Here is a 20,889-nt window from a genome sequence, read left to right on the forward strand (position 1 = left end):
CTGCGGACAGCGGAAGACCCCTCACTCAGGAGGGGTCACGGCGCCGGCACCTGCGAGGTCGCAGCAGCTCAGCGCCGGCTGGCAAGTCGGCGGGAAGACACGACCGACAGCCTACTCCGTCGGGCTCACGAGCGTTCCGGACGGGCCGAGCGGTCGGCGCGACGCCGACCCCAGCCGTGCTGCGGGGTGCTGCGACGCAACGCGCGACGCTGGGCCAGGGCCTGCTCGGCGCGCACCAGCAGGTCGGTGACGCCCCCCTCGTCCCAGGGCGCCAGCACGGCCGCGCCGGCCTCCACGGACAGCCGCCCGCTGCGCGCCCCGCCGCCCGCGTTCGGGTCGGGCGCCGGCGAGACCGCCGCGACCTGCAGCCGCTCCTGCGCCAACCCGACGCGCATCCGCCGTTCCAGCTCCTGGGCGTGCAGCCCGGCCCCGGGTCCCAGGACGATGAAGCGTCCCTCGTCCACGCGGGCGACGACGTCGGAGGTGCGCGTGGCGGCCCGCAGCGAACCGGCCGCGGCGGCCCACTCGGCCTCCTGCTGCCGGCGCTGCTCGTCGGCGCTGCGCACGACGCCACCGACCTGCACGCCGGGGGTGACCTCGATGATGCAGGCGTGCACGGCGCCCCCGGAGCGGCGGGCCGACTCCAGCACCTGGTTGCCCACGAGCATCAGCCCCCGACGGTTGAGCAGCCCCGTGACCACGTCGTTGACGTTCTCGTCCCGGGCGTGCTCGAGGGCGGACACCAGCGAGTCGGCGGCCCGTTCGGCCTCCCGGTGCGCCCGGTGCGCGACCGCGAGCGCCGCGGCGAGGATCCCCGCGAGCGCCAGGGCGCAGCCGAGGGCGACGAGGAGGGTGGTGGTCACCGGGGCCACGGTGGCCGTGACGGCGGTCGCGAGGACCCCCGCCACGGGCACGGCGACGAGAGCGGCGGTCCACGTGCGGCCGTCGGGGCTGCTGCTGGCGCGCGCCGGACGGACCGAGGGCTCGGAGGATCCGGGGGTGCTGGTCACCCTGGTGACGTCGGCACGCGGGGGTGTCGGCTGGATGGGGCGAGAGGGTGACGAGCGCATCCGTGCATCGTGGCGCGGCGATCCGGGCGGACCGCCCGTCTCAGGCCGTGGCGCGCGAGAACTCACCCGCCCGGCGCACCTGGTCCTCGTTCGGGCGAACGCCTGTGTAGAGGACGAACTGCTCCGCGGCCTGCAGGGCGGCCACCTCGGTCCCGGTGACGACCTGCTTGCCCAGCTCACGACCGAGACGGACGAAGGGGGTGTCCTCGGGGACGGCGACGACCTCGAAGACGGCGTCGGCGGCCTCGACGGCGGCCCGCGGCACGGGGAGGTCCGCGGCGGCGGAGCCACCGGCCATCCCGACGGGGGTGGCGTTCAGCAGCAGGGTCGGGCGGTGCTCCCCGAGGTCGGGCACCCAGCGCGCGCCGTAGGCCGCGGCGAGCGCCGGGCCGGCCTGGGGGTTGCGGGCGACGACGACGAGGTCGTCGAAGCCGTTGTCGCGCAGGGCGGCGAGCGAGGCCTTGGCCATCCCGCCGCTGCCGAGGACGGCGGCGGGGCCGCTGGGGACGATGCCGTGGGTGGCGAGGAGGCCGGCGACGGCGAGGTAGTCGGTGTTGTGGGCAACGAGGTGGGCCACCCCGTCGACCGGGGTGTTGACGATGGTGTTGACCGAGTCGATGGCGGCCGCAGAGGGGTCGAGGGCGTCGACGAGCGGGATGACGGCCTCCTTGAAGGGCATCGAGATCCCGGCACCGCGGATGCCGAGGGCGCGGAGGCCGCCGATCGCGGCGGGCAGGTCGGTCGTCGTGAACGCCTTGTAGACGAAGTCGAGCCCGAGCTCGGCGTAGAGGAAGTTGTGGAACCGGGTCCCGAGGTTGCTGGGCCGGCCGGACAGGGAGAGGCACACCTGGGTGTCTTTGGAGAGCACGACCCCATCCTGGAACACACCAAGGATGTTGATGGTTCAATGATAGTGTGAACAGGTCCGCGAAACGCATCGGGTTCCTCTCCTTCGGCCACTACCAACCCGTCGCCGGGTCGGCGGCCCGCACCGCCCGCGACGCCCTCGTGCAGACGGTGGAACTGGCGGTGGCGGCCGAGGAACTCGGCTTCGACGGCGCCTACGTCCGCGTCCACCACTTCGCGCGTCAGCAGGCGGCCCCCTTCCCGGTCCTCGCCGCGATGGCCGCGCGCACGAGCCGCATCGAGCTCGGCACCGGCGTCATCGACATGCGCTACGAGAACCCGCTCTACATGGCCGAGGAGGCGGCGATGACCGACCTCATCTCCGACGGCCGGCTGCAGCTCGGCGTGAGCCGTGGTTCACCCGAGCCCGCCCTGCACGGTCCCGCGACGTTCGGCCACGTCCCGGCCGAGGGCGAGACCGAGGGCGACATGGCCCGTCGTCACCTCGACGTCTTCCGCCACGCCATCGCCGGCGGGAAGGTCGCGGAAGCGAACCCGCGGATGACGGGCAGTTCGCGAGCGCTGCCGATCCTGCCGCAGGCCCCGGGCCTCTCCGATCGGATCTGGTGGGGCTCCGGCTCGCGCGAGACCGCGCGCTGGACCGCCGAGCAGGGCCTGAACCTCATGAGCTCGACCCTGCTCACCGAGGACACGGGCATCCCCTTCGACGAGCTGCAGGCCGAGCAGATCGCCCTGTACCGCCAGGTCTGGAAGGACTCCGGTCACCAGCGGGAACCGCGGGTCTCGGTGTCGCGCAGCGTGATGCCGATCGTCAACGACCTCGACGAGGCCTACTTCGGCCGCGACCGCCACTCCACCGACCAGGTCGGTTCGCTCGGCGAACCCGGCCTCGCCCGCTTCGGGCGGACCTACGCCGGGGACCCGGACCAGGTCGCCGAGGACCTGGCCAAGGACGTGGCCGTCCAGGAGGCCGACACCCTGCTGGTGACGATCCCGAACGCCCTCGGGGTCGACTACAACGCCCACCTCATGAGCTCGATCGTCGAGCACGTGGCCCCCGCCCTGGGGTGGACGCGCGCGTCCTGACCACCTCCCGCACGACACCGGCCCGGGCCTCGACCTGGTCGAGGACCCGGGCCGACGTCGTCCACGGACCCACCGCGCACCGCCCCGCACGCCCGGCCTCTGGCGCGGGCGGGTGGATCGGCGCACGCTGGTGGAGCGAGCCGGGCGGCGAGGAGGCGCATCGTGGACGTGTCCCGACGAGGTGCCGTCACGGCCGGCGTCCTGGGCCTCCTCGCCACCCCCGCCGGACCGCGACCCGATGACGTCTCCCTCAGTGCCACCGACCTGCTGACCGGCCGTCGCCTCGAGCACCGCGCCGAGCGTCCCTGCCCCGTGCTGACCCTCTCCGCCGGTCTCGCCCTCGGCCTCCTCCTGCGTGAGCGCGGTGTGGACGAGCTCACCCGGGTCGTCCGCTTCACCCGCGGTGACGTCGTGCGCTCCTCCCCCGTCTGCGCCTGGCACCTGCAGCAGGGGTTGTCCCTGGCCCGTCTCGGCGACGCCGCCCTGCGTCGCGGCGACGCGACGGCCACGAACCTGCTCGTGCGCCACGTCGGTGGGCCCGCCGCCCTCACCGGGTTCTGCCGGGAGCTCGGCGACGAGCGGACGAGGCTGGACCGGGCCGCCCCGGCCTCCTGCGGCGGTGACCCCTGGGACCCGCGCGACACGACCACAGTCGCGGCCCTGGCTCTCGACCACGCGGTGCTGCTCCTCGGCGGCGTCCTCCCGCCCGGCAGCCGGGGCGTGCTCAGCGGGCTGTTCCCCACGGCGCGCCTCGCCGGTGGGTGGGAGTTCAGCGGGAGCACCGCCACCGCGCGCTACGGCTCTGTCGTCGCCGTCGGCACCGCGCGCCGGGACCGGCGTCGCGTCGTGCTGGCCGCTGCCGTGCGCAACGGGCAACCGGGGACGTGGGGCTCGGAGCGTGCTCTCGTCCCGGTGCTGGACGACGTGCTGGCCGGCCTCGACCACAGGTGGTGAGGCCCCGGGAACGACGGAAGGCCCGGACTCTCGTCCGGGCCTTCCGTCTGCGGTGGAGCTGAGGGGATTCGAACCCCTGACCCCCTCCATGCCATGGAGGTGCGCTACCAGCTGCGCCACAGCCCCGCTCTCGTCACTCAGGGTTTCCCCCGGCAACGAGGACAACACTACCGCACCGGCCGGGGTGGTCCGAACCACCCCGGGTCGCGCATCAGCCCTCGGCGCCCACCGCAGCGCCGGGCGGGCCGGCGTTGTACTCCTCCAGGGCCCACCCCCGGGAACGACGGCGCAGCACCGCCCAGTGGGCGTTGCGGAAGCCCGCGAAGGCGCTGCCCGCGGTCACCGGCAGGTCGAGGAGGCGCAGCACGCCCGCCTTCAACGCGGCGCCGTGCGAGGCGACGAGCAGGGTCCCCCCGTCGGGGACCGCGGCGGCGTGCGCCTCGACGGCGGCGGCGACGCGCTCACCGAGCCGGGTGCGGGTCTCGCCCCCACCCATCGCGACGTCGTCACCGCGACGCCAGGCCGCGTGCTCCTGCGGCCACTTCTGCGCGATCTCGGCGCCGACCAGGCCCTGCCACTCCCCCGCGTCGACCTCGCGCAGGGCGGGGTCACGGGTGAGGGTGTGCCCGGTGAGGGACGTGAGGGCCGAGGCGGTGTCGAGCGCACGGACGAGGTCGCTGGAGACGACCACGTCGATCGGCAGGGTCGAGAGGTGGGCCGCCGCTGCGGCGGCCTGGGCCCGCCCGACGTCGTCGAGGGGGACGTCGAGCTGGCCCTGGAAGCGGTTCTCGGCGTTGAACGGGGTGCGCCCGTGACGCCAGAGGACGACGGTGGAAGCCGTCACGCCTGACTGTCGGACGGCGCGGACGCCGCCGTGGACGCGGTGGCCGCCAGTTCGATGACCGGGCAGTCCTTCCACAGCCGCTCGAGCGCGTAGTACTCGCGCTCCTCGGTGTGCTGGACGTGCACGACGAGGTCGACGAAGTCCAGGAGGACCCAGCGGCCTTCGCGTTCGCCTTCGCGGCGCACCGGCTTGGAGCCCATCGGGAGGAGCTTCTCCTCGATGGCCTCGGCGATGGCGCGCACCTGGCGTTCGTTGGGAGCCGAGGCCACCAGGAAGGCGTCGGTGATGAACAGCTGGTCGGACACGTCGAGCGCGATGACGTCGGTCGCGAGCTTGTCCGTCGCCGCGGCCGCGGCGCTGGTCACCAGCTCGAGGGCTCGATCGGTTGCGGGCACGGAACTCCTCGCCTGCATGAGCAGGTGTCGGCCGGGCACGGGGCCCGGGAAGCGGTCAGTCCGCTGATTCTCCCACGACGAGAGCCTCCTGCCGGGCGCCGACCGCCGCACCCTCCGCCGGGGCCGCGTACAGGCCGTGCTTGGAGATGTGCTGGACGACACCGTCGGGCACGAGGTACCAGACCGGGAGGCCGCCGGCGACGCGATCGCGGCAGTCCGTGGAGGAGATCGACAGCGCCGGGACCTCCATCAGGCTGACCCCGTCCAGCGGCAGGCCGTCGTCGCTGAGGGGGTGGCCCGGCCGGCTGACGCCGACGAAGTGGGCCAGCGACCAGAGCTCGGCGACGTCCTTCCACTGCAGGATCTGCGCGAGGGCGTCGGCACCCGTGATGAAGAACAGGTCCGCCTCGGGCCGGATCTCGCGCAGCTCACGCAGGGTGTCGATGGTGTACGTGAACCCGCCGCGGTCGATGTCGATGCGCGACACCGTGAACCGCGGGTTCGACGCCGTCGCGATCACCGTCATGAGGTAGCGGTGCTCGGCCGGGGCGATGTCGACGCGCGACTTCTGCCAGGGCTTGCCCGTGGGGACGAACACGACCTCGTCGAGGTCGAAGCGGGCGGCCACCTCGCTGGCGGCCACCAGGTGCCCGTGGTGGATCGGGTCGAAGGTGCCACCCATGACCCCGACCCGGGGCCGGCGACCCACCGACGAGCTCAGTGGCGGGTCCCGACGCTCTTGAACGCCAGCGTCACGATGAGCATCATCGCGAGGAGGCACAGCGCCACGATCATGAAGGCGATGGGCGGCATGGGCAGCTTCCCGTGGACCTCTTCGGTCGCCTGGTTGGCCTGCGCGACGAGCGCGTGCAGCATGGTCGTCCTCCTGGCTTGCGGGCTGGTGCGTGCTGGGCGGTGCGTGCTGGGTCGTGCGGTGGAGCCGGTGACCAGTCTGTCACGGCGCGCGGAGCACCGCGGGGCGGGTGTGCGGGAGGATCACCGCGTGTCGACCGCCGAGAGCCCCCCCGAGGTCGCCCTGTCGGTGGTGGTGCCGGCCTTCGACGAGGCCGAGGTGCTGCCCGCGTTCGCGCAGCGGCTGCGTCCCGTGCTCGACGGCCTGCTCGAACAGGGTCTCGGCGGCTACGAGGTGCTCGTCGTCGACGACGGCAGCTCGGACCCGACGCCCGTCGTCCTCGCCCGGTTGCGCCGGGACTGGCCGCAGCTGCGGGTGGTCCGCCTGCGCGCCAACGCCGGACACCAGGCGGCCCTCTCGGCGGGGCTGGCCCGGGCCCGCGGGCGCGGTGGGGTGCTCACCATGGACGCCGACCTGCAGGACCCGCCGGAGGTCCTCCCCCGGATGCTCGCCGCCGCCGCCGGGAACGACGTCGTCTACGCCGTGCGCGAGGACCGCTCCGTCGACTCCGCCCTCAAGCGGCTGACGGCGGCCGCCTTCTACCGCCTGGTCTCCGCGCTCGGCGGCCGGGCCCCCGCGCAGGCGGGGGACTTCCGCTTCACGAGCCGGGTCGTCGTGGACACCGTCCTGGGCCTGCCCGAGGCGCACCGGGTGCTGCGCCTCGTCGTCCCCGACCTCGGCTTCGCCTCCACCACCGTCGGCTACGTCCGCGCGGCCCGCGGCGCCGGGCGCACCAAGTACCCGCTGGGGCGGATGCTGCGACTCTCCCTGGACGCCATCACCGGGTCCTCGACGGCACCGCTGCGCCTGGCGTCGTTCTTCGGCCTGGGCGGGGCGCTGCTGACGTTCCTGCTCCTGCTCTACGCGCTGGTGTCGTTCGCGCTCGGATCGACCGTGCCGGGGTGGACGTCGACGCTGGCCGTCGTCGCCGGGGTCGGCACGCTGCAGCTGCTCTGCCTCGGGGTGCTCGGCGAGTACGTCGGACGGCTCTACGTGCAGCTGCAGAACCGGCCGACGTACCTGGTGGCGAGCGACTCCCTCGAGGACCCTCCGGACCGGGGTCAGACGCGGACGTGACCGTCGCCGAGCACCTGCCACGTCGTGGTGGTCAGCTCGGCCAGCCCCATCGGGCCGCGGGCGTGCAGCTTCTGGGTGGAGATCCCGACCTCGGCCCCCAGCCCGAACTCCCCGCCGTCGGTGAACCTCGTCGAGGCGTTCACCGCGACGACCGCGGAATCGACTGCGGCGCAGAAGTAGTCGGTGACCCGGACGTCGGTCGCGAGCACGGCCTCGGTGTGCGCGGAGGTCCACCGCGAGATGTGCTCGACGGCGTCCTGCACCGAGTCGACGACGCCGACGGCGATCTCCATCCCGTGGAACTCCGCCGCCCAGTCCGCGTCGGTGACGGGCTCGGCGGGGATCCCCTGCGCGTGCGCGGCCCGCAGCGAGGTCGGGTCGGCGTGCAGGAGCACACCCGCCCCGTGCAGCGCGGCGAGCAGGGTCGGCAGGAAGTCGGCGGCGAGCGCCGAGTGGACGAGGACGGTCTCCGCCGCGTTGCAGACGCTGGGTCGCGAGGTCTTGGCGTTGAGGACGATCTCGACGGCCTGGGCGAGGTCGGCGGAGGCGTCGACGTAGACGTGGCAGTTGCCGACGCCGGTCTCGATGACGGGGACGGTCGCCTCGCGCACGACGCGCTGGATGAGGTCGGCGCCGCCGCGCGGGACGAGGAGGTCGACCAGCCCCCGGGCGGTCAGCAGGACCCCGACCCCGTCCCGACCGAAGTCGTCGATGCTCGTGACCGCGTCGGCGGGCAGCCCGGCGCTCTCCAGGGCTGCGCGGACGACCTCGACGAGGACGGTGTTGCTGGACTGCGCGGCCGAGCCACCGCGCAGGACGACGGCGTTGCCGCTCTTGAGCGCCAGCACCGCGACGTCGACCGTCACGTTGGGTCGGGCCTCGTAGACCACCCCGAGCACCCCCATGGGGACGCGCAGCTGCCGCAGCCGGATGCCGTTGGGGAGGGTGGAGCCGCGGACGACCTCGCCGACGGGGTCGGGCAGCGCCGCGACCTCGCGGACCGCGGCGGCGACGGCGGCGACGCGGACCGGGTCCAGGCGGAGTCGGTCGAGCAGGTGCTGGGAGGTGCCGTCGGCCTCGCCGCGGGCGAGGTCCTCGGCGTTGGCCGCCACGATGCGCTCGGTGGCGGCGTCGATGGCGTCCGCGATCGCGTGCAGCGCGGCGTCCTTGGTCGCCCGGGTGGCCACGCGCAACGGTCGTGACGCCACCTTGGCGCGCCGGCAGACCGCCAGCACGGCGTCCTCGACGGTGGTTCCGGCAGCCTTCTCGGGCGCGAGCGTCATGGCCGCAGCCTACGCGTGCCCCGCAGATCGTTCAACGATCTTTGGCCGAGGGGCCCGGGCCTCACCAGGGAGCGATGTCGCCGATCAGGTCGAGGGTCCGCACGCGGCGGGCGGGTACTCCCCCGCCGCCGACCCCGTGGCGCCGGCGTTCCGCCTGCTGGTCGACCCGGTGCTCCACGGTCGCCCGGTCGACGACCTCGACGCCGACCACGGACCAGTTCGGCAGTCCGGCGCTCGCGCGGTGCTCGGGCCACAACCGCAGGGCCATCGCGGCGGCGTCGTCGACGTCGCGGGCCTCGTCCCAGTAGCGCAGTTCCACCCTCGTGCTGCTGTAGCGCACGCTGGAGAGGAACGGGTGCTCGCTCAGCAGGCGGTCGAGCGCGCTGCGCAGGGTCTCCAGGTCGGTCTCGACCCCGGCGACCGTCAAGGTCACCGACCACAACGGCAACGGCGTCTGCGCCACTCCTGGCTCCCCGGTTCGAAGCTGTCTGGGTCGAGGGCGCGGTCAGCGTCCCAGGAGCACCAGGTGGTCCCGGTGGACCACCTCGCGCTCGTAGGCCGGACCCCACTGCCGGGCGAGCTCGCGCGTCGACCGGCCGAGCATGTCCGGCAGTTCTTCCGAGGAGTAGTTCACCAGTCCCCGGGCCAGCGCGTGGCCGTTTCCGTCCACCAGGTCCACCGGATCCCCCGCGCGGAAGCGTCCCGACACCCCGACGACCCCCGCGGGCAGCAGCGAGGAGCGGTTGGCGCGCACCGCGCGCACGGCCCCGTCGTCGAGCACGAGCCGGCCGGCGGGTGCGGCGGCGTGCGCGAGCCAGAGCTGGCGCGTGCTGCGGCGGGCCCGGCGAGCGGTGGGCAACGCGAACCAGGTGCCGACGTCCGCCCCGCTCAGGGCGTCGTGCGCGAGCGTCGCGGAGGTCACCAACGTCGGTACCCCCGCGGCGACGGCGATCGCAGCGGCCTCGACCTTCGTGGTCATCCCGCCCGTCCCGACGCCCGCGGACCCGGTGGAGCCGACGGTCACCCCCGCAAGGTCCTCGAGGCCGCGGACCGTGGCGATCCGGCGCGCGCCCGGCGTCGAGGGCGGGGCGTCGTAGAGGGCGTCGACGTCGGAGAGCAGCACGAGCGCGTCGGCACGGACGAGGTGGGCGACGAGCGCCGCGAGCCGGTCGTTGTCACCGAAGCGGATCTCGTGGGTCGCGACGGTGTCGTTCTCGTTGACCACGGGCACGACCCCGAGGCTGAGCAGCCGTTCCAGCGTGCGCTGGGCGTTGCCGTAGTGGGTGCGTCGCACGACGTCCTCGGCCGTCAGCAGCACCTGCCCGACGGTGAGGCCGGCCCGGGCGAAGGCCCGGGTGTACTCGGCCAGCAGCAGGCCCTGCCCGACGCTGGCCGCGGCCTGCTGGCTCGCCAGGTCACGCGGCCGCTTGCGCAGGCCCAGCGGCGCCAACCCGGCCGCGATGGCGCCGGAGGAGACGAGGACGACGTCCCCGCCCTCCACCCGGCGTCGCGCGAGCACGTCCACGAGCGCGTCCAACCGCGACGCGTCCAGTCCCCCGGTCGCCGTCGTCAGCGACGACGAGCCGACCTTGACGACGACGCGCCGGGCCTGCGCGAGGTCCTCGCGCCGGGCGACCGGGGACGGGGTGCTCACTGCTGTGAGAACTCCTCGCTGGTGGTGTCCTCGTTGGTCCAGTGACCGGCCTGGCGTTCGGTCTCGAGCTCCCCGCGGGCCTCGGCCTTGGCGGCACGACGCTCGCGTTCCTGGACGCGCTTCTCGTCGCGGGTGGGACGGGAGTGGTCCTCCAGGCGCAGGTCGCTGCCGCGCTGGCCCAGGACCTCGGCCCCGGCGATCATGGTGGGCTCCCAGTCGAAGACGACGGCGTTCGCGTCGTCGCCGATGACCACCTCGGCGCCCGGGGTCGCCCCGGCCTTGAACAGCTCGTCCTCGACGCCCAGGCGGGCGAGGCGGTCGGCCAGGTAGCCGACGGCCTCGTCGTTGGTGAAGTCGGTCTGGCGGACCCAGCGACGGGGCTTCTCGCCCCGGACGCGGAAGCGGACCTGACGGTCCTCGACGTCGCCGTACTCCTCGCGCGTGACCTTGAAGCCCTGGTCGTTGATCGCGGGCGGGTTGAGCACGATCCGGGTCGGGACCGCTTCCGGCGCAGCGGCTCGCGACGCGGCGACGAGTTCGGCCATCGCGAAGGACAGCTCGCGGAGCCCGGTGTGCGCGACCGCGGAGACGACGAACACGGGCGCCCCGCGCTGCTCGAGGTCGGCGCGGACGATCTCGGCCATGTCCCGCGCGTCGGGCACGTCGGCCTTGTTGATCACGATGATCCGCGGACGGTCCTGCAACGGGACCGTGCCGTCGTCGACGGGGTAGGCGGCCAGTTCCTTCTCGATCGCCTCGAGGTCGCTGACCGGGTCGCGGTCGCTCTCGAGGTTCGCGCCGTCGAGGACGTGCACGAGGGCGACGCAGCGCTCGACGTGGCGCAGGAAGTCCAGGCCCAGCCCGCGGCCCTCGCTGGCGCCGGGGATCAACCCGGGGACGTCGGCGATGGTGTAGCGGGTGGAACCGGCCTCGACGACACCGAGGTTCGGCACGAGGGTGGTGAAGGGGTAGTCGGCGATCTTGGGCCGGGCCGCGGACAACGCCGCCACCAGGCTGGACTTGCCGGCGCTGGGGAACCCGACGAGCGCGACGTCGGCGAGGGTCTTGACCTCCAGGTGCAGGTCGAGGACCTCACCGGGCTCACCGAGGAGGGCGAAGCCGGGCGCCTTGCGCTTGGCGGAGGCCAGCGCCGCGTTGCCCAGACCACCGCGTCCACCGGGAGCGGCCACGAAACGGGTCCCGTAGCCGACCATGTCGGCGAGGATCTCGCCCTTGGCCGAACGCACGATGGTGCCCTCGGGGACGCCGATGACGAGGTCGTCGCCCTCGGCGCCGTTGCGGTGGCTGCCCATCCCGAAGCGGCCGTCGGGCGCGCTGCGGTGCGGCCGGCGCTGGAGCTCGAGGAGGGTCGTCACCTGCGGGTCGACCTCGAGGATCACGTCCCCGCCCTTGCCGCCGTTGCCGCCGTCGGGACCGCCGAGCGGCTTGAACTTCTCGCGGTGGACCGAGGCGCACCCGTTGCCGCCGTCACCACCGGACGCGTGCACGACGACGCGGTCGACGAAGTGGGTGGACATGGTGAGGAGCCTTTCGTAGCCCAGCGATGGTGATCTTGCAGGTAGTCCCAGCTCGATCTCCGGCGCTGGGCGCCGGCTCCACGATTGCGGGGGCTGACGCACGGAGGGGCGGACCGGATCGCTCCGGTCCGCCCCTCCGCGTTCACGACTGGTGGTGCGTCACACGCCGGCTTCGACGATGTTGATGACCTTGCGGCCACGACGCGTGCCGAACTCGACGGCGCCGGGGATCAGAGCGAACAGCGTGTCGTCGCCGCCACGGCCCACACCCGCACCGGGGTGGAAGTGGGTGCCGCGCTGGCGGACGATGATCTCGCCCGCGAGGACGACCTGACCGCCGAAGCGCTTGACGCCGAGGCGCTGGGCGTTGGAGTCACGACCGTTGCGCGAGGAGCTCGCGCCCTTCTTGTGTGCCATGAGTCAGCTCACTCCCCGATGCTGGTGATCTTGACGCGGGTCAGCGGCTGGCGGTGGCCCTGACGCTTGCGGTACCCGGTCTTGTTCTTGTACTTCAGGATGGTGATCTTGGGGCCCTTGGCCTCCTCGACCACCTCGGCGACGACCTTGACACCCGCGAGAGCCGAAGCCTCGTGAGTCACGGTCTCACCGTCGACGAGGAGAAGGGGCTGCAGTTGCAGCGTCTCCCCGTTGGCCACGGGGACACGGTCGATGGTCAGCACGTCGCCGACCGAGACCTTCTCCTGCCGGCCGCCGGCGCGGACGATGGCGTACACCACAACGAACCCGTTTCTCTCGTCACAACTGGAAGGCCAGCAGACCGATGGACGGTCTGTGGCTCGCGCACGATGGCGCACCAAGGGACAAGCGTACGGAACGCCGTCCCATGGGTCAAAACGGCTGGCCGCGAACGGCCGGCCGAGTCGTTCAGTCGCCCGCGGACGAGGCGCCCGAGGCGGACCCCTCGCGCTCCTCGCGCTCCTTGTGGCGGGCGGCCGCGGCCACGGCCGCGATCGCGGCGAGGACCGCGGAGTCCTTGGCGGGCTCCCGGGGGGCGTCCTGCTCGGACTCCCCGTGCGGGGCGGAGCCGTTCGAGGAGGGTCCCTCGGTCGAGGGGGCGTCGCCGGCGGGACGGCCGTTCTCCGTCTCCCCCTCGGCTCCCTTGTCCCGGCCCCGACCACGGCGCGAGCGGGACTTCGTGCTGCTCCCGTTGCCACCGGAACCGCCGGTGCCCCCACCGTTCGAGGAGGCGCCGGAGGAGCCGCTGGAGGAGTTCGAGGAACCCGTGGGCGTCGGCTGCGGGGCGGGGTTCGCGTCGGCGGCGGCGTCGAGCTCCTCGAGGACCGCCGCGAGGCCCTGTCCGGTGCGCTTGCGCGTCATCTGGACCAGCCCGAGCGAGGTCACCTCGGCCACCTGGTGCTTGGTCCGGTCCCGGCCCAGGCACTCGATGAGGCGGCGCAGCACGAGGTCGCGGTTGGACTCGAGGACCATGTCGATGAAGTCGATGACGATGATCCCGCCGATGTCGCGCAGCCGGAGCTGACGGACGATCTCCTCCGCGGCCTCGAGGTTGTTCCGGGTGACGGTCTCCTCGAGGGTCCCGCCGACACCGGTGAACTTCCCGGTGTTGACGTCGACCACGTGCATGGCCTCCGTCGGGTCGATGACCAGGGAACCGCCCGAGGGCAGCCAGACCTTGCGGCCCAGCGCCTTCTGCAGCTGCTCGTCGATGCGGTGGTGGGCGAAGACGTCCTCGCTCCCCTCCCAGCGGACGAGCCGGTCACCGAGGTCGGGGGCCACGTCGTCGACGTAGTCGCGCACCGTCTCCCACGCCTCGTCACCGGACACGACGAGCTGGGTGAAGTCCTCGTTGAAGACGTCGCGCACGACACGGACGGTGAGGTCCGGCTCGCCGTGCAGCAGGATCGGCGAGTTCTTGCTGGACGCCTTGGCCTCGATGGCCTCCCAGGTGGCCTGCAGCCGCTGCACGTCCGCGGCCAGCTCCTCCTCGGCCACACCCTCGGCGGCCGTGCGCACGATGACGCCGGCCCCCTCCGGGACGACCTGCTTGAGGACCTTCTTCAACCGCGCGCGCTCGGTGTCGGGCAGCTTGCGGGAGATGCCCGTCATCGACCCGCGGGGGACGTAGACGAGGTAGCGACCGGGCAGCGAGACCTGGCTGGTGAGTCGCGCACCCTTGTGCCCGACCGGGTCCTTGGTGACCTGGACCAGGACGGAGTCACCGGACTTCAGCGCCGCCTCGATCCGGCGCGGCTGCCCCTCGAGCCCGGCGGCGTCCCAGTTGACCTCACCGGCGTACAGCACGGCGTTGCGGCCCTTGCCGACGTCGATGAACGCGGCCTCCATGCTGGGCAGCACGTTCTGCACGCGGCCCAGGTACACGTTGCCGACCATCGTGGTCTGCGCGGACTTCGCGCCGTAGTGCTCGACGAGGATCCCGTCCTCGAGGACGCCGATCTGGGTCTTGTCGTCCTGCTGACGCACGACCATCACGCGTTCGACGGACTCGCGGCGGGCCAGGAACTCGGCCTCGGTGAGGATCGTGCGCTTGCGGCCCTGCTCGCGGCCCTCGCGGCGGCGCACCTTCTTGGCCTCGAGACGCGTCGAGCCCTTGAGCGCGGTGATCTCGTCCTCGCCGGTGCCACCGGTCGTGACCGCGGCGCGGGGGCGACGCGGTTCCCGGACCCGGGTGACGGTGTTCGGCGGGTCGTCGGGCGAGACGTCCTCGGACTCCGCGGAACCGCTGCGACGGCGACGGCGGCGACGGCGGCGCGAGGAGCCGTTCGACTCCTCGCCGTCGTCGTCCTGCTCGGTCTCGTCCTCGGGGTCCTCGCTCTGGTCCTCGGAGTCGGTCTCGGGAACGTCCCCGTCGTCCGCACCGGTCTCGCCCGACTCGTCCTCGACGTCACCGTCGACGGGGGTGCGGCTGCGGCGACCGCGGCCACCTCGGCGGCGACGCCGACGCGGCGCACCACCGTCCTCGTCGTCGTCGTGGTCGTCGTCGCCCGCGTCACCCTGGTCATCGATCTGGTCGTCGACCTGGTCGTTCTCGTCACCGGTCCGGTCGAGGACGTCGTCCACCTCGACGTCGGCCTCGCCGTCCTCCTCGCCGTCGAAGGCGAAGGTGTCCTGGTCGCTGACGGGGGGCGGGCCGGCGGGTGCGGAGGCGCGTCGACTGCGACGCACGGGCTCCTCGTCGACGGGGGCCTGGAAGAAGAGGGCGGTGGCGCGGGCGGCCGCGTCGGCGGCACGCTCACCCTCGCTGGGGGCACGTCGTCCCTGGGCGAACCCGGCGGCTCGCAGCAGGACCGGGTCGTCCATGAGGTCGGGGTCCTCCGCCACCGGGGTGACGGGGGCCTCCTCCACCGGGACGTCCTGCGCGAGCGCAGCGGCCTCGACGGGCTCCTCCTCGACGGGGACGGCCGGCACCACGGGCGCGGCCGTCTTGCGGCTGCGGCGACGACGGGCGGGAGCCGCGGCCGGGGCCTCGGTGGGGGCCTGCGCAGCGGTCTCCACGGCGGCCGGTTCGACGGCGGGCTCGGGGGTGGGTTCCGGTGTGACCTCGACCTGGGGGGTCACCTCCGCCACGGGTTCCGCAACAGGCTCGACGACGGGTTCGGCGACAACGGGTTCAGCGGCCACCTCGGCCGGGGTCGCCACCTTGCGGGTCGCCCGACGCGCACGACGACGCGGCGGTGCCTCCGTCTCCACGACAGGCTCGGGTGCCGGCGCCACGACGGGCTCCGGCGCCACAACAGGCTCCGCCGCCACGACAGGCTCGGGCGTCGGTTCCACCACGGCGGGGGTGGCGGGCTCGGCCGCGGCGCTGGTGTCGCCGGACACGTCGACGTGGGCCGGCGGACCGGCGGGTCGACTCGCGGCACGGCGCCTGCGGGGCCGCGTCGTCGCCGGGCCCTCGGCTGCTGCTGCGTCGTTCTCTTCGGGTGTGGTGCTCACGGGTGCTCCGCTCGCCCGCGGCGTCCGCTCCACCGGTGAACCCACGGCCGCGCGAGCGTCCTGGTCGGAATCGCCGGGTGGGTCGTCCCGCACCCGACGGAAGTCCTCTGTGTGCACCGACGGGTTCGCGCTCTTCGCGTGCTCCGCCCGTGCCGCCGGCGGTCGACGTCCGGCGTGTGGCCCGGGGCGCCTGCGAGGTCCTTCCACTGGACCGCGGCGCTCCCCGGAGCCCGCGCGCAGGGCGACGGTCTCGACAGCGGGCCGGGCGCCCGGTGTAGGGAACGCTCGACCACTGTCAGTGTCGCACAGCTCGCCACAACGGGTCCGGGCCGTCCGCGGCAACCGTCGCCAAGGGGGCCGGCGGTCCGCTAGTCTCCGATCAACACCATCCAGAGTGGCCGAGAGACCTGGCTCGACGACGCCACAGCAACCACCGCGCAGCGGCAGGTGCTCCCGCCAGGGGCGATGGAGGAAACAGCGTGATCAGCCGTACCCGCTCGACCCTGACCCGGCGCTTCCACGTCGACTTCTCGCGCACCGCCTCCATGGCGTGTCGCCAGGGCGCTCCGATGCGCCGGGGGACGCCGCGCGCGGTCTGAGCACCGCCGCCGCGTCCCCGCAGCACCTCGCTCGACCTCCTCCCCCGCGCCCTCGCGCACCCCGACGGACGGTCACCGTCCGCCTACCCCCCGGAGCACACCCATGTCCGCGCCCCGTCGCACCCTCCTGCCCGCCAGCACCTCCCGACTCCTCGCGTCCCGCCGGCGGGTCCTCTCCGGGGCCCTCGGCCTCGGCGCGCTCGCCGGCACCGGCACGCTGGCCGCCTGCGGTGACGAGAGCACCTCCTCGGGCCTGAGCGCCGGGAAGGCCGTCGACCTCAAGGGGGCGACGATCAAGCTGATGGTGAACCAGCCGCACGTGCTGGCCTTCACGGACCTGCTCGGCAAGAAGTTCGCGGCGGAGTTCGGCGGGAAGCTCGAGGTCACGGCGATCCCCTACGACCAGCTCACGAGCAAGCAGATCCTGGACGTGCAGGGCGGCGACGGGGAGTTCGACGTCTTCGACTACTTCTACTTCGGCCTCGGCCAGCTCGTCGACGCCGGCGCCCTGGTCGACCTCACGGACTGGATCGGCACGAACACCGACATCGCGACCGACGACTTCCTGCCCTCGATCTACGACCCGTACACCCTGATCGACGGCAAGCGCTACGGCCTGCCCTTCGACGGCGACACCCACGTCCTCTACTACAACACCGAGGTCTTCGAGAAGTACGGCGTCGAACCTCCGAAGACCTGGGACGACTACGACGCGGTCGCCGCGAAGATCACCCAGGACTCCGGCGGCAGCGTCTACGGCGCGATCGTCGAGGGTCAGCAGGTCCCGATGATCCTGGGTTGCTCCTTCATCAACCGCCTCGCCGGCTACGGCGGCACGCTCGTCGGCTCCGACGGCAAGGCCGCGTTCCACGGGGCGGAGGGGCTGGCCGCGCTGCAGCACCTCATCGACGTCTCCCCCGCGGCCCTGCCGACACCGCTGCAGACCGGCTTCGACCAGGCCAACTCCGCCTTCCTCTCCGGTCAGGGCGCGATGCTCGACACCTGGACCGACCTCGGGCTGAAGGCGCAGGACCCGGCCGGCTCGAAGATCGTCGACAAGTGGGGCGTGGTCACGCTCCCCGTGGGCGGGAAGAACACGACCGCGCGCACCGCGCTGGACGCCGGGTTCGGCCTGGGCGTCTCGAGCGCCTCCCAGCAGATCGACAAGTCCGCCGCCTTCGTGAAGTGGGCGACGAACCAGGAGAACAACCTGCTGCTCGCCTCCACCGCGGGTTCCGGGATCGACCCGGCGCGCAAGACCGTCCTGGACTCCACCGACTACGCCACGGCCGCGGGCATCGCGACCGACGTCATCCGCGAGGGTCTCGACGGTGACCCGCTGGCCTGGCCGAGCCAGGCCGGTGCGCCGAAGGCGTTGCAGGACCTCGTCGACCAGTTGGCGCTCGCCATCCAGGGGTCCACGGAACCGCAGGCCGCGCTCGACAAGGCCGCCGAGAGCTGGGAGAAGGAACTCGGATGAGCCAGCTCCTCGACGGGCAGCGGACCGTGCCCGGGCCGCGGCGGGGTCGCCGCGATCCTGCGGCCCGGCGCGCGGTCCCCGGCCGGCACCGGCCGGGGCACGTCTCGACGTGGCTGGCCGCGCCCAGCCTCGCGGGGCTGGCGCTCATGCTCGTCTACCCGACGGTGTTCGTCGTGGCGTTGGCCTGCACGAAGTCGTCGCTGGGCAAACCCCTGCAGCACTTCACGGGTCTCGACAACTTCGTCGACGCCTGGGAGTCGCTGGCGTTCGCGGGCTCGCTGGTCCGTTCCGTGGTCTTCGCCGTCGTGGCCGCCCTGGTCGCGACGGGCCTCGGGATCCTCCTCGCCCTGTTGCTGCACGCGCGGGGAACCCGGTTCGGCGCCGTCGGGACGATCCTCCTGCTGCCCCTGGTCACGCCGCCCGTCATGGTCGGGGTGGCCTGGAAGCTCATGCTCGCCCCGGTCGGGGGCGCGTTCGGCGGGTTGTTCTCGGCGATCGGCTTCCCCGGTGCGAACCCGTTGGGCGACAGCGTGGGGGCCTTCGCCGCGTTGATCGTCATGCACGTCTGGCAGTGGACACCCTTGGTGACCCTGCTGGTGTTCGCGGCCCTGCTGGGGGTTCCCGAGGAACTCCGCGAGGCGGCCTCCCTCGACGGCGCCGGTGCGCTCCGCACGTTCACCTCGGTGGTCTGGCCGGTCGTCGCCCCCAACGTCCTCTCGGTCCTGCTGCTGGAACTCGTCATCGGGTTGAAGGTCTTCGACCTGGTGACCGTGGTGACCCAGGGCGGGCCGGGGGTCTCCACCATCGTCAGCAGCTTCGAGATCTTCCGGACGGGCATGCGCGGCAGCTACGAGATCGGGACGGCCGCCGCCGAGACGCTGGTCTTCGGCCTGGTCGTCGGGGTCCTCACCACCGTGGTGACGCTGGTGCGGGCACGCGCCGTGAAGGCCGACCAGTGACCGGCGCCGTGCTGCGCCGCAGCGGTCTGCGCGTGATCCTCGCGGCCGTCGCGTTCGTGGCGCTGCTGCCGATGCTGTTCATGGTCTCGCTGTCGCTGCGCAGCGTGGACGACATCGCCAACGGCGGCTGGCTGCCGACGAACTTCGTGTGGTCGAACTTCAGCAAGGCCTTCGCGACGGTCCCGCTCTCGACGATGCTCGCGAACTCGTGGGTCGTCGCGATCGGGGCGACGCTGCTCACCTCGATCGTCGCGGTGCCCGCCGCCTACGTGACCGCCCGGGCCGGGGTCCGCGGTGAACGTCTGCAGACGGTGCTGCTGGCCAGCTACTGCGCCCCGCCGATCGTGGCGGTCCTGCCGCTGTACTACCTGCTCAAGCAGACGGACCTGACGAACTCGGCGATCGGGCTGGTCCTGGTCAACGGTCTGGCCAACGTCCCCGTCGCCGTGTGGTTGCTCGACGGTTTCGTACGGCGCATCCCGCTGGAGATCGAGGAGGCCGGCTGGGTCGACGGCCTCTCCACGACGAGGGGTCTGTGGCACCTGGTGCTGCCGTTGCTGGCGCCCGGTCTCGTCGCCGCCCTGCTGATCTGCCTGTTCCTGTCCTACAACGAGTTCCTCTTCGCCGTGTCGTTCTCGCAGAGCACCTCCAGCCAGACCCTGCCGGTCGGGTTGTCGCTGTTCCAGGGTGACCGCACGGTGCAGTTCGGCCAGCAGGCCGCGGCATCGCTCGTCGGGATCCTCCCGATGTACGTGCTCGCGGTGGTGGCACAGAAGTGGCTGGTCGGCGGACTGTCGGCCGGAGCCGTCAAGTGACCGAGTTCGAGGAGACGTCCGTGACCGACCGCAGGATCCACCTGAACGCCTTCGACATGACCTGTGTCGGTCACCAGTCCCCCGGGTTGTGGAGGCACCCGGCCGACGAGTCGTACCGCTTCGACGACATCCGCTACTGGACCGAGCTCGCGAAGCTGCTGGAGCGAGGAAGGTTCGACTCGCTCTTCATCGCCGACGTCCTCGGGATCTACGACGTCTACCAGCAGGGTCCCGAGACGGCGCTGCGCGAGTCGACGCAGGTCCCCGTGGGCGACCCGCTGCTCGCGGTGTCGGCGATGGGTGCGGTCACCGAGCACCTCGGGTTCGGCGTCACCGTCTCGCTGACCTACGAACAGCCGTACTCCTTCGCCCGGAAGATGGCGACGCTGGACCACTACACCAACGGTCGCGTCGGCTGGAACGTCGTGACCAGCTACCTCGAGTCCGCCGCGAAGAACCTCGGCCTCTCCACCCAGATCACCCACGACGACCGCTACGAGCTCGGCGAGGAGTTCATGGAGGTCGTCTACAAGTTGTGGGAGGGCTCGTGGGAGGACGACGCCGTCGTCCGCGACGCGGAGGCGGGGGTGTTCACCGACCCGGCGAAGGTCCACCCCATCGAGCACCACGGCCGGTTCTTCGACGTCCCCGGCATCGGGCTCACCGCGCCGTCCCCGCAGCGCACGCCGGTCATCTTCCAGGCCGGTGCCTCCCCGCGGGGGATCGCGTTCGCGGCCCGGCACGGGGAGGCGATCTTCAACACCGCCACGCGGCCCGAGGTCATGCGCCCCTGGGTCGACCGGCTGCGGGCCTCGGCCGCCGAGGCCGGTCGCGACCCGCGCAGCGTCAAGGTGTTCACGCTCGTCACGATCATCACCGCGGCCACCGACGAGGAGGCGCGGGCGAAGTACGAGGACTACGCGCAGTACGTCAGCTACGACGGCGCCCTGAACCTCTACGGCGGCTGGAGCGGGCTGGACCTCTCGAGCTACCCGCCGGACGAGCCGCTGGAGTACGCCGAGACGGAAGCCGTCCGCAGCGCCGTCGAGGCGTTCTCCACCGCCGACCCGGACCGGAAGTGGACACCCCGCGACATCGCGAACTGGGTGGGGATCGGCGGGATGGGTGCCGTGATCGTCGGCTCCCCCACCACCGTCGCGGACGAACTGCAGCGCTGGATCGAGGTCGGTGACGTTGACGGGTTCAACTGCGCCTACGCCGTCACCCCGGGCACGTTCGAGGACATCGTCGAGTTCATCGTCCCCGAGCTGCAACGCCGTGGCGTCTACCCCAGCGACTACGAGGGGGAGACGCTGCGCGAGACGATCTACGGCAAGGGCCAGGTCCACGTGCGCGACGACCACCCGGCGGCGTCGTACAAGGTCTCCCGGGTGCCGCGGTGACCGCCCCCGTCGTCCC

Annotated in this window: 19 protein-coding genes, 1 tRNA gene, 1 pseudogene and 1 riboswitch; of the genes and pseudogenes, 7 read left to right on the forward strand and 14 right to left on the reverse strand. The window is 72.8% G+C overall.

The features are described 5' to 3' along the window. Positions 1-125: 125 nt before the first annotated feature. Both ACFQ46_RS15520 and ACFQ46_RS15525 read right to left on the reverse strand, forming a co-directional pair. Positions 126-1,010, reverse strand: coding sequence for a hypothetical protein (locus tag ACFQ46_RS15520; RefSeq protein ID WP_380260281.1), 885 nt, complete (start codon positions 1,008-1,010; stop codon positions 126-128). Positions 1,011-1,110: 100 nt separating this feature from the next. Beyond that, entirely contained in the window at positions 1,111-1,938 is an 828-nt protein-coding gene (locus ACFQ46_RS15525) for a shikimate 5-dehydrogenase (RefSeq protein ID WP_380260282.1), read from the reverse strand. Between the two features lie 47 nt (positions 1,939-1,985). Here ACFQ46_RS15525 and ACFQ46_RS15530 point away from each other — a divergent pair, with 47 nt between their 5' ends. Then, the gene (locus ACFQ46_RS15530) at positions 1,986-3,023 is read left to right on the forward strand and encodes an LLM class flavin-dependent oxidoreductase (RefSeq protein WP_380260283.1); all 1,038 of its coding nucleotides are present in this window, start codon (positions 1,986-1,988) and stop codon (positions 3,021-3,023) included. A gap of 162 nt (positions 3,024-3,185) precedes the next feature. Then, on the forward strand, positions 3,186-3,977 hold the full coding sequence (locus ACFQ46_RS15535) for a serine hydrolase (RefSeq protein ID WP_380260284.1): 792 nt from the start codon (positions 3,186-3,188) through the stop codon (positions 3,975-3,977). A gap of 53 nt (positions 3,978-4,030) precedes the next feature. Here ACFQ46_RS15535 and ACFQ46_RS15540 read toward each other — a convergent pair. From ACFQ46_RS15540 to ACFQ46_RS15560, 5 genes are all read right to left on the reverse strand, one after another. Beyond that, a tRNA-Ala gene (locus ACFQ46_RS15540) sits at positions 4,031-4,103 on the reverse strand. An 85-nt stretch (positions 4,104-4,188) separates the two neighbouring features. Continuing rightward, positions 4,189-4,821, reverse strand: a complete 633-nt coding sequence (locus ACFQ46_RS15545) for a histidine phosphatase family protein (protein WP_380260285.1) — start codon at positions 4,819-4,821, stop codon at positions 4,189-4,191. Beyond that, complete coding sequence (gene rsfS, locus ACFQ46_RS15550) at positions 4,818-5,216, reverse strand: ribosome silencing factor (protein ID WP_328295410.1); 399 nt, start codon at positions 5,214-5,216, stop codon at positions 4,818-4,820. Before rsfS ends, ACFQ46_RS15545 begins: the two co-directional genes overlap by 4 nt. 55 nt (positions 5,217-5,271) lie before the next feature. After that, on the reverse strand, positions 5,272-5,937 hold the full coding sequence (gene nadD, locus ACFQ46_RS15555) for a nicotinate-nucleotide adenylyltransferase (RefSeq protein WP_380260448.1): 666 nt from the start codon (positions 5,935-5,937) through the stop codon (positions 5,272-5,274). Further along, on the reverse strand, positions 5,934-6,092 hold the full coding sequence (locus tag ACFQ46_RS15560) for a hypothetical protein (protein WP_328295408.1): 159 nt from the start codon (positions 6,090-6,092) through the stop codon (positions 5,934-5,936). Before ACFQ46_RS15560 ends, nadD begins: the two co-directional genes overlap by 4 nt. 127 nt (positions 6,093-6,219) lie before the next feature. Here ACFQ46_RS15560 and ACFQ46_RS15565 point away from each other — a divergent pair, with 127 nt between their 5' ends. Continuing rightward, positions 6,220-7,206: a glycosyltransferase family 2 protein gene (locus ACFQ46_RS15565; RefSeq protein WP_380260286.1), complete on the forward strand. Its 987-nt coding sequence runs from the start codon at positions 6,220-6,222 to the stop codon at positions 7,204-7,206. Here the strand turns inward: ACFQ46_RS15565 and ACFQ46_RS15570 are convergent. The 7 genes and pseudogenes from ACFQ46_RS15570 to ACFQ46_RS15600 all read right to left on the reverse strand — a co-directional run. Then, positions 7,191-8,489, reverse strand: a complete 1,299-nt coding sequence (locus tag ACFQ46_RS15570) for a glutamate-5-semialdehyde dehydrogenase (protein ID WP_380260287.1) — start codon at positions 8,487-8,489, stop codon at positions 7,191-7,193. The two genes, ACFQ46_RS15565 and ACFQ46_RS15570, sit on opposite strands and share 16 nt — an antisense overlap. Before the next feature lie 61 nt (positions 8,490-8,550). Continuing rightward, positions 8,551-8,952 carry a hypothetical protein gene (locus ACFQ46_RS15575; protein ID WP_380260288.1) on the reverse strand — a complete coding sequence of 134 codons (402 nt, stop codon included), beginning with the start codon at positions 8,950-8,952 and terminating at the stop codon, positions 8,551-8,553. 42 nt (positions 8,953-8,994) lie between these two features. After that, a complete protein-coding gene (proB, locus tag ACFQ46_RS15580; protein WP_380260289.1) occupies positions 8,995-10,143 on the reverse strand; it encodes a glutamate 5-kinase in 1,149 nt (382 codons plus the stop codon). After that, entirely contained in the window at positions 10,140-11,681 is a 1,542-nt protein-coding gene (gene obgE / locus ACFQ46_RS15585) for a GTPase ObgE (protein WP_328295403.1), read from the reverse strand. The genes proB and obgE overlap by 4 nt, the downstream gene beginning before the upstream one ends. A gap of 159 nt (positions 11,682-11,840) precedes the next feature. After that, positions 11,841-12,098 carry a 50S ribosomal protein L27 gene (rpmA, locus tag ACFQ46_RS15590; RefSeq protein WP_380260290.1) on the reverse strand — a complete coding sequence of 86 codons (258 nt, stop codon included), beginning with the start codon at positions 12,096-12,098 and terminating at the stop codon, positions 11,841-11,843. Between the two features lie 8 nt (positions 12,099-12,106). Continuing rightward, on the reverse strand, positions 12,107-12,418 hold the full coding sequence (rplU, locus tag ACFQ46_RS15595; RefSeq protein WP_380157337.1) for a 50S ribosomal protein L21: 312 nt from the start codon (positions 12,416-12,418) through the stop codon (positions 12,107-12,109). 154 nt (positions 12,419-12,572) lie between these two features. Beyond that, positions 12,573-14,918, reverse strand: a pseudogene (locus ACFQ46_RS15600) (Rne/Rng family ribonuclease); the annotation flags it as partial. 1,081 nt (positions 14,919-15,999) lie between these two features. Then, a riboswitch (SAM riboswitch) is annotated at positions 16,000-16,089 on the forward strand. Between the two features lie 230 nt (positions 16,090-16,319). Here ACFQ46_RS15600 and ACFQ46_RS15605 point away from each other — a divergent pair. From ACFQ46_RS15605 to ACFQ46_RS15620, 4 genes are read left to right on the forward strand one after another with little or no spacing between them, the layout of a single operon-like run. Next, positions 16,320-17,696 carry an ABC transporter substrate-binding protein gene (locus tag ACFQ46_RS15605; protein ID WP_380260291.1) on the forward strand — a complete coding sequence of 459 codons (1,377 nt, stop codon included), beginning with the start codon at positions 16,320-16,322 and terminating at the stop codon, positions 17,694-17,696. Continuing rightward, positions 17,693-18,655, forward strand: coding sequence for a carbohydrate ABC transporter permease (locus tag ACFQ46_RS15610; RefSeq protein WP_380260292.1), 963 nt, complete (start codon positions 17,693-17,695; stop codon positions 18,653-18,655). Before ACFQ46_RS15605 ends, ACFQ46_RS15610 begins: the two co-directional genes overlap by 4 nt. Next, positions 18,652-19,470: a carbohydrate ABC transporter permease gene (locus ACFQ46_RS15615; RefSeq protein ID WP_380260293.1), complete on the forward strand. Its 819-nt coding sequence runs from the start codon at positions 18,652-18,654 to the stop codon at positions 19,468-19,470. Before ACFQ46_RS15610 ends, ACFQ46_RS15615 begins: the two co-directional genes overlap by 4 nt. A gap of 20 nt (positions 19,471-19,490) precedes the next feature. Beyond that, positions 19,491-20,873, forward strand: a complete 1,383-nt coding sequence (locus ACFQ46_RS15620; protein ID WP_380260294.1) for an LLM class flavin-dependent oxidoreductase — start codon at positions 19,491-19,493, stop codon at positions 20,871-20,873. Positions 20,874-20,889 lie beyond the last annotated feature (16 nt).

The sequence above is a fragment of the Kineococcus sp. GCM10028916 genome (genome assembly GCF_042674865.1).
Lineage (GTDB): Bacteria > Actinomycetota > Actinomycetes > Actinomycetales > Kineococcaceae > Kineococcus.